At 48.3% G+C, this 12434-nt stretch carries 10 protein-coding genes; all 10 read right to left on the bottom strand.

The window, feature by feature from the left end; all coding sequences use genetic code 11:
• Complete coding sequence (locus tag BMY80_RS00050; protein WP_218140296.1) at positions 1–867, bottom strand: septal ring lytic transglycosylase RlpA family protein; 867 nt, start codon at positions 865–867, stop codon at positions 1–3.
• Positions 868–883: 16 nt separating this feature from the next.
• Positions 884–1996, bottom strand: coding sequence for a lytic murein transglycosylase B (gene mltB, locus BMY80_RS00045; RefSeq protein ID WP_177178444.1), 1113 nt, complete (start codon positions 1994–1996; stop codon positions 884–886).
• A gap of 417 nt (positions 1997–2413) precedes the next feature.
• Positions 2414–3550, bottom strand: a complete 1137-nt coding sequence (gene rodA, locus BMY80_RS00040) for a rod shape-determining protein RodA (RefSeq protein ID WP_031578936.1) — start codon at positions 3548–3550, stop codon at positions 2414–2416.
• A complete protein-coding gene (gene mrdA / locus BMY80_RS00035) occupies positions 3550–5517 on the bottom strand; it encodes a penicillin-binding protein 2 (RefSeq protein ID WP_093139756.1) in 1968 nt (655 codons plus the stop codon). The genes rodA and mrdA overlap by 1 nt, the downstream gene beginning before the upstream one ends.
• 5 nt (positions 5518–5522) lie before the next feature.
• Positions 5523–5993, bottom strand: coding sequence for a 23S rRNA (pseudouridine(1915)-N(3))-methyltransferase RlmH (gene rlmH, locus BMY80_RS00030; RefSeq protein ID WP_093139753.1), 471 nt, complete (start codon positions 5991–5993; stop codon positions 5523–5525).
• Between the two features lie 48 nt (positions 5994–6041).
• Positions 6042–6362, bottom strand: a complete 321-nt coding sequence (rsfS, locus tag BMY80_RS00025) for a ribosome silencing factor (RefSeq protein ID WP_031578939.1) — start codon at positions 6360–6362, stop codon at positions 6042–6044.
• 237 nt (positions 6363–6599) lie between these two features.
• A complete protein-coding gene (gene nadD, locus BMY80_RS00020; RefSeq protein WP_093139751.1) occupies positions 6600–7244 on the bottom strand; it encodes a nicotinate (nicotinamide) nucleotide adenylyltransferase in 645 nt (214 codons plus the stop codon).
• Positions 7237–8280 carry a DNA polymerase III subunit delta gene (gene holA, locus BMY80_RS00015; RefSeq protein ID WP_093139748.1) on the bottom strand — a complete coding sequence of 348 codons (1044 nt, stop codon included), beginning with the start codon at positions 8278–8280 and terminating at the stop codon, positions 7237–7239. The genes nadD and holA overlap by 8 nt, the downstream gene beginning before the upstream one ends.
• Before the next feature lie 47 nt (positions 8281–8327).
• Positions 8328–9014, bottom strand: coding sequence for an LPS-assembly lipoprotein LptE (locus BMY80_RS00010; RefSeq protein ID WP_093139744.1), 687 nt, complete (start codon positions 9012–9014; stop codon positions 8328–8330).
• Between the two features lie 292 nt (positions 9015–9306).
• Complete coding sequence (leuS, locus tag BMY80_RS00005; RefSeq protein WP_218140295.1) at positions 9307–11892, bottom strand: leucine--tRNA ligase; 2586 nt, start codon at positions 11890–11892, stop codon at positions 9307–9309.
• Positions 11893–12434: the final 542 nt, after the last annotated feature.

The following is a 12434-nucleotide window of genomic DNA, read 5'->3' as shown; positions in this document are numbered from 1 at the left end:
TCAGTCAGCTGTAAAGAAAGCTCCGGAGAATCCGGACTTTCTGACTGCAGACAGCGCTCTGTCTGCCTCGTCCTGTTTAAGCGGTCCCATTTTTACCCTGTATGCCTGCTGGTAGTTCTGGATAAAAACAGGTTTGCCGGTTTCTCTGGACAGACTGTTTTTTATAGTTAGCGCCTTATTATAATCCATGGTGCTGAAAACCTGAATATAAGGTTTAAAACCGTTCATCAGATTTTCGTTGGTCTGATCCTTGGTGGCCACGGTTTTAATGAGTTCAACCCTGACTCTGGCGGTTCCCGGACCGATTACCCCGATTTTTGAGGCGGCTCCGCGTGACAGATCAAGTATGCGATTGCCGTGGAACGGACCGCGGTCGTTTACCCTCACGATTACGGATTTGTTGTTTTCCAGATTGGTAACCTTCAGAAAACTCGGCAGAGGCAGGTTCTTGTGGGCGGCCGTATAGCCGTTCATATTGTAGGGTTCACCGTTGGAGGTGTTCTGGCCGTGAAATCCCGGACCGTACCAGGAGGCCGTGCCTTCCTCGTAATAGCTTTCCACGTCACGCCATACTTTGTACTTCTGTCCGAGAACGGTATAGTCCTTGTTGCCTCTTACACTGTATTTTTCAGAGGTGAGTCTGGCTCCGGTTACGTTTCTGAGATCAACCGGAGCGGTCTGAGGTGCCGGCATGCTGTTGTTGGGGCCGGTGCCGTAGTAGGGAGCATCGGTTCCGGCTCCGGTGGTTACGGCGGGGTTACTGCCGTTTTCCACGACCGGGCTGCCTGAAGAGGTAACGCACCCCTGCGTGACAAGTCCGAGAGAGAGTCCCGCGCTAACCGTTAGGAGAGGTATAAATTTTTTCATAGACTATCCCGGATTATTACTTCTTGTGACTGTGGGAGACCGGTTTGCCGTGAGCAGGCTTCTTATGGTGACTGTTTTCGGCTGCAGGTTTTTTAATGATTTCCTGACTTAGGTCATATACGGCCATGGCATACAGAGGACTCTTGTTGTATCTGGTGATCACGTAGAAGTTATGGAAGCCTATGTAGTAATCCCAGCCTTTTTCAGTCTGGAACTTGAACAGACGGCATCTGACCTTGTTTTCGTAAACGGCCGGAACGGTAACTCCGAGTTTTCTGAGTTCACCGACCGTGGTATTTGGTTTGGTGTCACCTGCAAGCAGTGATTCAATCTTTTCAGGTCTTTCCACCTTAACCTTTGCGGTTACGGGAGCTCCGTATATCCAGCCGTGTTCATGGAAATAGTTGGCTACGCTGCCGATGGCATCCGCCTTGTTGTGGAACAGATCCTTGTGACCGTCATTGTTGAAGTCAACGGCCCATCTCATATAGCTCCACGGCATGAACTGTCCCATACCCATGGCTCCGGCATATGAACCCTTGATTTCGTTATGCTTCCATCCCTGCTGTTTGGCAAGCTTTACGTAGTTGGCGAATTCCTTGCTGAAGTATTCGGCTCTTTTCGGATAATGGAAGCCGAGGGTGTAGAGCGCATCAAGCACGCGATAGTTACCCATGTTGGCGCCGTAGTATGTTTCCACGCCGATGATGGCTGCCACGATTTCAGGATTAACCTGATATGTTGATGCCGCTCTGTCAAAGATGGCTCTGTTGTCTTTGAGGAACTTGCGTCCTTCGTTGATTCTTTTCGGAACAATGAAAATCTGGCGGTATTTGTACCAGGGCTTGGCTTCGCCGGGGCGGTTCATGGCATCAATGATGGACTGCTTTTTTTCTGCCTGCAGGTAGGCGGATCTGAGTTCTTCGTGAGTGATTCCGCCGGCATCCGCAGCCAGCTTCTTCAGCAGTGCATCGTCCTTTGGCGGAATTTTTGATTTGATGTTCTGTGCTCTGTTGCCGTGATTCTGCACATGGTGATGTGCATGAGTGTTCTGGGCGGCTTCAGCCTGGAGGCCAAAGCCCATGGTTCCGATTAAGGTTCCAAGTATAAGGGCGGATAATCTGTTCAAAATAAATCTCCACATCATGTAAGTACTGTCAGTCCGGGCCTCATTGTTTTATCAGGACCTGTTAAGTAAGACAGGGCTGTGTACCGTCTGTTGCATTCCTGTCCGAATTTTTTCAAAAAGGACTGACGTTGAGGAATTCCAAAAGGACTGACGTTGAGGAACTGTCTTTCTCCTGTAAAGTGTCTGAAAAGCTGCAGGCATTCATCAGACAGCCCCGTCCGGTAATCATTGAAACATCTGTTTCACGGTTGCCTAATATAGCATAATTTAGGCTGTTACAATAAACGGAAAACTCACAAAATACCAAACTTTATACAGAGAAAAGCGTCATGTTTCCCGATATGGGAAAAGCCTGCATCCTTTTTCATGTAAATGAAGATGCAGGCTTCCGGAGAACATCTGTTTCGAAACGGTGTTCTAGTAGCGGTAATCGGTAATTCTGCGATGGGTTCTGATGGACATGATGATTCCGAATCCCGCACACAGGGTAACCATTGAGGTACCGCCGTAGCTGATGAGAGGCAGCGGAACGCCCACAACCGGTAAAATGCCGCTTACCATGCCGATGTTTACGAAAATGTAGAAGAAGAAGGTAAGTGACAGTGTTCCCGCCAGAATTCTCTCAAAAGTGGTCTGAGCCTTTCGGGAAATGTACAGACATCTCAGGATAATGTACATGTAGATGGCTATCAGCAGGAAAAAACCCATCATCCCGAATTCCTCGCTGTACACGGCAAAAATGAAGTCGGTATGGTGTTCCGGCAGAAAGTCGAGCTGTGACTGGGTGCCGTGCAGCCATCCCTTGCCGTAAAAGCCGCCTGAACCGATGGCTATTTTGGACTGGATGATGTTGTATCCGGTGCCTAGCGGATCCGATTCCGGATTCAGGAAGGTGAGAACTCGCTGTTTCTGATAGTCGTGCAGAACGTACATCCACAGAAAAGGTATTATAGGGATGGTAACCATGATGCAGGCAATTATGAACCACCAGCTTACGCCTCCGAGAAATATGGCAATACAGCCCGTGGTGGCAACCAGTATGGCCGTTCCCAGATCCGGCTGCTTGGCTATCAGGGCGGAAGGAATGGCTACCAGAATGCCTGCCCAGATAACTCTTATGATGCGCGGCGGTATGGCTTCCTTGGCTATTACCGCGGCAATGGTGATTGGCATGGCAATCTTGAAAAATTCCGACGGCTGTATTCTGATGATTCCCAGATTCAGCCAGCGCCGGGCTCCCTTGCTTATTTCTCCGAAGAAGGTAACGCCGAGAAGCATAAGGAGACAGAATACAAAAATCACCGGTGCCCAGCGTTCGAAGAATTTAACGTTGATCTGGGCTATTATCACCATGAGGCCGAAACTCAGTCCGGTATGCAGAATCTGTTTCAGAAGCATTTCGTAATGCTGACCGGAAGCACTGTACAGCACAAAAAGACTGAGCACAAGAGCCGCGGCAAGACCACCGAGCAGCGGAATATCTATATGCAGCTTTTCGCTTAGGGTCTTTTTACGACTGAAGCCGTCATAGTAGTTGTCATAGACTTCACTCATTATTGTCTGACCTCCTGTGTTTCTTCAGCAAAACTCTGTTTCATCTCTTTAACGTAGTCATCAATTTCCTGTTCTGTAGGAGTAGGTTCGGACTGATATTTGAAATAGTCATCCATCATGGCTCTTACTATAGGTGCGGCCTCGCGGCTTCCGCCACCGATGTTTTCGGCAATCACAGCTACCAGAATTTCCGGATTTTCCTTTGGCGCGAAGGCTACGAACAGGGCGTTGTCTCGATGTTCTTCCTTAAGTGCGGCCGCATTGTATTTGGCGTCCTGCTTGATGCTTACAATCTGAGCCGTACCTGATTTGCCGCAGGCCGTGTATTTGGTATTGGCAAAGGCCTTGCGCCCGGTTCCCTCGTTGCCGTTGATAACACGGCACATGCCTTCACGGGCATATTCGAAGAAACGCTCGTCTCTTACCTGTACTGCCTTGTCTCTTCTTGGCGGAATCACGATTTCAGGATCGGAACCTGTAGGGTCGTGCGCATTGCTGAGCAGATGCGGAACCACGTTGGTGCCGTTCTGGGTAAGAATGGCATGAGCCCTGGCGAGCTGAATCAGCGTGGTGGTCCAGTATCCCTGACCTATGCCGATGGAAATGGTGTCTCCGGGAACCCAGTCATGCTTGTACTTCTGTTTTTTCCAGGCCTTTGACGGCAGGTTGCCCAGTGATTCCTCCATGATGTCTATGCCTGAACGCTGTCCCATGCCGAATTTTGACATGTATTCATGGATTCGGTCGATACCGGCACGGTAGGCCAGATCGTAGAAGTAGGTATCCGCGGAAATTTCGATGGCTCTGAACATGTCCATCATGCCGTGTCCCCAGCGTCTCCAGTCTCGGAACTTGTGGGTTGAACCCGGAAGCTGGAAGAACGGAGCCCCGAAGAATTTTGCATGCGGAGTGATAAGGTCTTCCTCAAGTCCCATGACCGCCAGCAACGGTTTGACGGTTGATGCCGGAGCGTATCCGCCCTGAGTTACGCGGTTTATCAGAGGCTTGTCAGGATTTGAAAGCAGAGCCTTATATTCCTTGTTCTTGATGCCTCTCACGAAAGGATTCGGATCGTAGCTTGGAGATGATACGAAGGCATAGATTTCCCCGTTCTTCGGATTCATCATCACCAGACCGCCTCGTTTGCCGCGAAGAAGCTGTTCTCCGCGAAGCTGCAGGCGGATGTCAATGCTCAGCGTTATGTCTCTGCCCGGTTTCGGAGAAACAAGGTTCAGTGTTCTCTGAATACGGCCGAGGGAGTCTACCTCCACCTTCTTATAGCCGCTGATGCCGTGAAGCAGATTTTCATAATACTTTTCGATACCCTGTTTACCGATGTCGTTGGTGGCGGCATAGTTTTCCGCAAAGCCGTCCTCACTCAGCTTTTTCAGATCATCGGTATTGATTCTTGCCACGTATCCAAGAGCATGGGTCATGGTTTCGCCGAGAGGGTAGTGACGTTTCAGGTTCGCTTCTATGTGTGCGCACGGAAAACGATGCTGGTTGACGGCAAATTTTGCCACCTGTTCCTCATTGATGTTTTCTGCAATCATGGTGGAGAGGAATTTGCGTCTGTATTTACTCAGTCTGATAATGTTGTCGATATCCTCGCTTTCAAGATCAAGCTTTAACAGATCGTTGAGTCCCTCTATGTCTGCACGGAGGTTCTTACTGTTTTCCGGAATGATTTCAAGACTGAACAGCGGACGGTTATCGGCCAGAATATAGTGATTGCGGTCGTAAACCAGCCCGCGCGGAGGTGCCAGAGGAACGATTTTGATGCGGTTCTGGTTGGAACGGGTATGGTAGTTGTCATACCCCAGAACCTGCAGATAGTACAGGTTTCCCCATAATACCAGCAGCGCCAGGATCACCATCAACAGGGCAAACCTTGTTCTTCTGACGAATATTTTCTTTTCAGCGGCATTGTCCCTGAATCGAAAAGGTCTGTAGAAAAAATTGTTCATCTTTGCTACTCACGGTGATAAGGGTGGTTTGCAGTGATACTCCAGGCTCTGTACAGGCTTTCAGCTATGACTATTCTTACAATCGGATGCGGCAGGGTAAGAGGGGAAAGAGACCAGCTGGCCTCCGCCGCCTTTTTGCAAGCATCTGAAAGTCCCTCCGGTCCGCCGACCAGAAGGGCTATATCACGGCCGCTGCTTTTCCATTTGTTGAGTTCTTCCGCCAGCTGATGGGTGTTGTGCATTTTCCCTGGAATATCCATGGTTACAATCATGGCTCCCTTGGGAACTGCTGCAAGCATCAGCTCGCCTTCGTGATTGACGATTTTTTCAATGTCGGAGTTCTTGGTTCTCTTACCGGCAGGAATTTCCACCAGTTCCAGTGAAACCTCTCTGGGAAAACGCTTGGCGTATTCCTCAAAACCCATATTCACAAAAGCCGGCATTTTGGTACCGACGGCTATCAGATAAATTTTCATGACTCTGTCTACGATGTTAAGCAGTGCTGGATTAAGAAACGGACGGTTTTATGCTGTATAGAGCTTTTCAAGCTGATAGTCGTCACGGGCCTGCGGAATCATTACATGAAGAATTACGGAGCCTGCATCAAGCAGAACCCAGTCGCCGCTCTTTTCACCTTCGATGCCGTAGGTTCTGATGCCGCTTCTGTGCAGTGATTCACTTACCTTTTCGGCAATGGCGGTGGTATGACGGGTAGAGGTGCCGGTGCAGATCATGTAGTAGTCCGCAACATCAGAGGTTTCGCGAACGTCAATAACGCTGATGTCTCTGCCTTTGATGTCTTCAATGGCACTGGTGATGTTTTCGATAATAGCCTGATTAGTCAATTTTATAGGTTCCTTTTTCGATAAATTTCAGATCTTTTTACGGCTTGCCGGCTTTTTCCGGAAGGAGCACCGGGCTGATAAATGATCTGAGTGTGTCTGTGATGTTTTCTGCGATGATAATGCAGATTTTAATGTAATTTTACAGCAATTCCAAAAAAATACTAATTGCGTGTACACTTTTGCGGAAAAAACTTGTTTTCCCTCTCTGATATTTTTTGTGTGTTTTTTGTACGGATATCAGAGGTACAGTCCGTTGCGTTTTATATATTCAAGGGCGGCATCCGGCAGGTATTCCGATACTCCTGCGTTCCGTTCCTTCAGCATTTCCCTCAGTCTGGTTGAGCTGATGTCAAAAGGTCGGCTTTCAATAAAAAAAAGTTCTCCGAACGGTCTGGTTATCCTGTTTTCACCGGTGAAGTGTCTTTCATACAGCTCCTTCAGCTCTTCAGGCATTTCCATGACATTCAGGGAATGTCCGGGACGGTTGAATACGGCTATGCTGGCATATTCGGTAATGGTGCGGTAGTTTCGCCATTTGTGAAAATAAAGCCATGAGTCCATACCCATAATGAATACCAGGGCGGTGTCCGGTTCTTCGGCACGCCACTTTTTAAGAACCTCTGAAGTGGAAAGATAATCATCCGCCTTAAGTTCGCTGTCGCTTACCTTTATTCCCGGAGTTTTCAGGGCTTCGACAGAGAGTCTGAGCATTTCCAGCCTGTCGGCATCGGATGCGGCCGCCTGTTTCTTGTAGTAGGGGATCCTGTTTGGCTGCAGAATCACCTCGTCAAGCTGAAGTGTCTTTCCGGCTGATACGGCCATGTTGAGATGCCCCAGATGTACAGGGTCGAATGAGCCTCCGAGCAGTCCTTTCTTAATCATCAGTGTAGAGCCTCAGCTGTTTTTTGGAGAGGGCAACGGCAATTTCCTTCAGTACCATCACCGCTTCCTCGTCCTCAAAATTACGCACCAGAAAATCCGCCTTTGTCAGCAGATCTATAAGGTGATGCAGCTCTTTGAGTGAATTGTTTCTGGCTCCGTTAAGGTAAAGGTTTCTTTTGGCCTTGTAGCTCTTGAGAAGACGGTGGTTGTTGAAGTAGTTTTCCAGACTTCCGGTGGTATCCAGAATGGTCCTCATTTCATGCAGAGTGCCGAGAGCGGATCCCGTTCTGCTCACCAGTTCCATGGCGGTTACTCCGTTTTCCAGAAGAACCTCCATGATCTGAACTCTTCTTTCCACGGGAACTGAAGGATCGATCAGGGATTCGATATAGTCGAAGGCAGAGAAGTGGGCATCGGATGATATGTGCTCTCTCATCTGCTCTTCATTTATTTCTCCCTTGAGACCGCACAGCTCCATTTTCTGCAGAACCTGAACCATGCCTTCCACGTTTCCTTCGTAGGCGCTGTACAGGATGGCTGTCGCCCCCTGATTAAGCGAAAGTCCGAGGGAGTAGGCGCGACGGCGGATAAAGTCAATTATCTGACGCTGATCCGGATCGTAGAATATGGAAATGATGCCGTGGTCGGCCAGAAAAAGCAGAGGCTTGTTTTTATTCAGTTCAGCGAGGCTCAGTCTCGGTACGTGAATGATGAGAAGCAGACTCGGATTGATGCATTCCGAGCATATTTCCAGAAGTTTTTTGCCTTTGACCTTAAGATCGTGAATCTTGAGTTTAACCAGAACCCTGTCGGCAAACAGCCCCGGACTGCTCATTGCTTCAATCAGTTCGTCGGTTTTGAGTTCGTCATCCGAGAAGGTGTAGATGTTGTCTTTGGTGAATCCTGCTTTAACGGCATAATTCTGAACCGTGGCAGTGGCTTCATCCAACCAGAACGGATCATTGCCGCTGAAGATGTAAACACCTTCAATCTGCTGTTTCAGTTTTCCTTCCAGTTCGTAAGAGTTTATTTTCATGGTTCTGCGTCTTGTGGAGTTTGCCTGCCGTAACTAAAAAAGAATGATTATCTGTCAGGATTGATACTGATGTTCTTTTCCTGTTCCAGTTTCTTTAAATCATCGTCACTCTGAATTTCGAAGACTTCGGTTTTCTCTTCAGATGATGTTCCTCCGGTGCCGTTGATTACGATAGTGGTTGGTTCTTCCTTTCCATCGGTATTCTGTTCATCTGCCTTTTTGACAGGTTTCAGACTGGCATGTCTGACTCTGAAAAGAATCTGATCGGTAAAAATATCAACCACTTCATTGCGGATGGCCTGTTCTTCCGTAAGCTGACTCAGGGTTGCACCTGACTTGTTCAGAAATGAACGGTCGAGGGTTGATGAAATCAGATACGGTTCATATCCCCTGGAGAAGAATGTACAGCTTATCTGATTCTTGTATGCGTATTCGATTTCCTGAGAATCACTGGATACTGACAGCACCTTGCTGTCGTTTTTCAGTTCACTGCAGGTCAGTACCGGAATGTCTCCTTCGAGATATTCACTGATGTCGGGAGATCCGATGATGACATTGACGCCTTCGAGAGAGAGTTCTTTGTTCAGGTTCTTGAAAAGAATGTCGTTGTTGTTTCCCGCCAGAATTATTTCATCGAAATCATTGGTGATGTCATTGGTGCCAGCCAGATGAAAACCGCAGCCGCATAAAAGGGTTAACGGGATAATAGGGAGTATTCCACGGATGTTTTTCATGTTGATTGGTCCTATTGTTGTTCGCAGGGAAACATGAGCCTGCTTAAAACACGGGGTTCAGGATATGTTAAAACCTTAAACCTATAAGGACTCCGTCTTTCGGAAGCAGTCCTGATGGGTTTAAGGTCTGACTGTCAGTCCTTCTGCTCAATCGGTATTTTAAAGCAGATGACGCATGTTTACACATTATCGGATTCCGATATGCAGTATCCGTCACCTGCTTTTTTTACCCGTATGATCCGGAAAAACGGAATCAGACGCGTGAAACGGCTGATTCCGCATTATTTTCCGGTTATACGGCTACGATGTTCAGGAGCTTGCCCTTGATGTAGATGATCTTCTTCAGTTCCTTGCCGTCAGTGAACTTCTTAACGGCTTCATCAGCAAGAGCCTTGGCCTTGATGTCGTCTTCAGACGCATCGGCTGATACGGTCAGACGTGAACGAACCTTGCCGTTAACCTGAACCACAATGAGCTTTTCATCTTCAACCAGAGCATCTGCACATACGGCAGGCCATGAAGCTTCGTCAATGCTTTCGCTGTGACCGAGGATTTCATAGAGTCTGTAGCATGCGTGAGGAATGATAGGGTAGAGAAGAACAACAACCGCATCATAGATTTCGTAGGCAAGACCTAAGCCGCTGTCGGTTGAGGTGTCAACCTTGGCAGCCTTGTTGAGAAGTTCCATGATGGCGGCAATGGCGGTATTGAAGGTCTGACGGCGACCGATATCGTCGGTAACCTTCTGAATGGTCTTGTGCAGATCACGGCGAACAGCCTTTTCTTCAGAGCTGAGAGCTGAAGGATTGTAGTCTGCGGGACGAGCCTTCTGAGCCAGTGAAACAATGCTGTTCCAGAAACGGCCGATGAAGCGCTTTGCACCTTCAACGCCTGATTCCTGCCATTCAAGAGTGAGTTCTGCAGGAGAAGCGAACATCATGAACAGTCTGATGGTATCCGCACCGTACTGTTCAACCATGCGCTGAGGGTCAATACCGTTGTTCTTTGACTTACTCATCTTGGTCATGCCGGCATGAACCAGTTCGTGACCTTCCTTGTCTACTGCGGTCTTGATGTTGCCCTTTTCGTCACGGGTGCAGATTGCATCCAGAGGGCTTACCCATACCTTGTTTCCGTTAGGTCCCACGTAGTAGAAGGCGTCAGCCAGAACCATACCCTGACACAGCAATCTGGTGAACGGTTCGTCGCCCTTTACCAGACCGGCGTCACGGAGAAGCTTGTGGAAGAAACGTGCGTAGAGCAGATGCATACAGGCGTGTTCAATACCGCCGATGTACTGGTCTACAGGAAGCCAGAAACCTGTTTTGGTCGGATCAAGCATACCGTCCTGATAATCAGGGCAGCAGTATCTTGCGTAGTACCATGATGATTCCATGAAGGTATCGAAGGTGTCGGTATCACGCAGGGCGTCAACACCGTTTACCTTGGTCTGAGCCCATAAAGGATTGCTCTTGATCGGACTCTGTACACCGTCCATAACCACGTTTTCAGGTAAGCGTACAGGGAATTCCTCTGCAGGCTGTACTGAACCGTCCGGCATGTAGATCATCGGGATAGGAGCACCCCAGTAGCGCTGACGTGATACACCCCAGTCTCTTAATCTGTAGTTAACAGTGCGGTGACCCTGATGATTCTTTTCAAGTTCCGCGGCGATGGCATCGAATGCTTCCTTGAAGTTCAGGTTGTCGAATTTGCCGCTGTTGGTGGTAAGACCCTTTTCAGTATAGGCGCAGTCGGCAATGCTTACTTCTGAGCCGTCTGCAGGTCTGATTACCTGGATGATGTCAAGACCGTACTTCTTTGCGAATTCGAAGTCTCTCTGGTCGTGAGCCGGTACGGACATAACCGCACCGGTACCGTAGTCCATGAGAACGAAGTTTGCAACCATGATAGGTACTGTACGTCCGTTCAGCGGATGAATGGCGTAGAGACCTGTTGCCATCCCCTTCTTTTCCATGGTGGCGATATCAGCTTCGGCAACCTTGAGATTGCGGCATTCTTCAATGAATGCGGCGAGTTCGGCATTGTTTTCAGCGGCTTTCTTTGCCAGCGGATGTGCGGCTGCGATGGCAACGTAGGTTACGCCCATGAAGGTATCAGGACGGGTGGTGTACACGTCCAGCTTGGCATCGCTGTCCTTTACGTTAAAGGTGATGGTGAGACCTTCTGAACGGCCGATCCAGTTGCGCTGCATGGCCTTAACGGTATCAGGCCAGCCTTCAAGTGTGTCGAGACCGTTGAGAAGCTCTTCGGCATAATCGGTAATCTTGAGGAACCACTGAGGAATTTCCTTGATCTGTACCGGAGCGTCACATCTCCAGCACTTGCCGTCCTGAACCTGTTCGTTAGCCAGAACGGTCTGGTCAACCGGACACCAGTTTACGGTTGAGGTCTTCTTGTAAACAATGCCTTTCTTGTACAGTTCGGTGAAGAACCACTGTTCCCACTTGTAGTATTCAGGCTTGCAGGTGGCGATTTCACGGCTCCAGTCGAAAGAAAGACCGAGCATCTTGAGCTGACCCTTCATGTAGTCGATGTTGCTGTAGGTCCACTTGGCAGGAGCGGTCTTGTTGTTGATTGCCGCATTTTCGGCAGGAAGACCGAAAGAGTCCCAGCCGATTGGCTGCATTACTTCCTTGCCGTTGAGTCTCTGGTAACGGGCAATAACGTCACCGATGGTGTAGTTACGTACGTGCCCCATGTGCAGTTTTCCTGACGGATATGGGAACATTGACAGACAGTAGAATTTTTCCTTGTTGCTGTTTTCCACAGCCTTGAAGGTATTGTTTTTTTCCCAGTGTTCCTGAACCTTTGGTTCAAGGTCATGCGGATTGTATTGTTCAAGAATAGTAGACATGATTTAATCAGAGCTCTTATTAAATTAGTAATTTATCCATAAAATAAGTTGTTAGCAGGCTGTAGCCTGAGCCGGTGCCCGTGACCTTTCCGGTGTTTCCGGAAAAGCCTCCGAAGGAACGTCTGAGTACGGCGTATCTGCTTAAACGGCCGTATTGTCAGTACTTCACCGCCTTTATGAAAGCCGGTGCCCGTCTGAAAACCCGGTAAGGCCGTCAGCGAAAACAGCATCGACTTTCCTGCTAATTAAAATAATGGTGCATTATACAACGATAATAGTGTTTTTGCTCACAAAATTTGGACGGCCCGGCTAAAATAAAGCGGATTAAACTTATGAGGCCCGTAAAGCTTTTAAATCGGGAATTTTCCGTCCGGCAGTCAGGCCCCGTCTTTAGACTTTCTCACAATATTCTTTTGAAGAATTTTCCCTTTTTTTAAAATTTTTTTACCCTTCAATCCCTTGAATTACAAGCCTTTTACACATTATTTCGTTTGTTTGACAAAATATTTTTATGGTATAATTTAACTTGTGAGTATTGTGAG

The sequence above is a fragment of the Ruminobacter amylophilus genome (assembly GCF_900115655.1).
Classification (GTDB): Bacteria; Pseudomonadota; Gammaproteobacteria; order Enterobacterales; family Succinivibrionaceae; genus Ruminobacter; species Ruminobacter amylophilus.
The sequence above is the reverse complement of the archived record's forward strand: the minus strand, read 5'-3'. Positions and strand labels throughout refer to the sequence as shown.

Excerpts from the sequence above, each read along its gene's own strand:
- BMY80_RS00050 (WP_218140296.1), bottom strand. The coding sequence starts at position 867 with ATGAAAAAATTTATACCTCTCCTAACGGTTAGCGCGGGACTCTCTCTC.
- rodA (WP_031578936.1), bottom strand. The coding sequence starts at position 3,550 with ATGAGTGAAGTCTATGACAACTACTATGACGGCTTCAGTCGTAAAAAG.
- mrdA (WP_093139756.1), bottom strand. The coding sequence starts at position 5,517 with ATGAACAATTTTTTCTACAGACCTTTTCGATTCAGGGACAATGCCGCT.
- rlmH (WP_093139753.1), bottom strand. The coding sequence starts at position 5,993 with ATGAAAATTTATCTGATAGCCGTCGGTACCAAAATGCCGGCTTTTGTG.
- nadD (WP_093139751.1), bottom strand. The coding sequence starts at position 7,244 with ATGATTAAGAAAGGACTGCTCGGAGGCTCATTCGACCCTGTACATCTG.
- holA (WP_093139748.1), bottom strand. The coding sequence starts at position 8,280 with ATGAAAATAAACTCTTACGAACTGGAAGGAAAACTGAAACAGCAGATT.
- BMY80_RS00010 (WP_093139744.1), bottom strand. The coding sequence starts at position 9,014 with ATGAAAAACATCCGTGGAATACTCCCTATTATCCCGTTAACCCTTTTA.
- leuS (WP_218140295.1), bottom strand. The coding sequence starts at position 11,892 with ATGTCTACTATTCTTGAACAATACAATCCGCATGACCTTGAACCAAAG.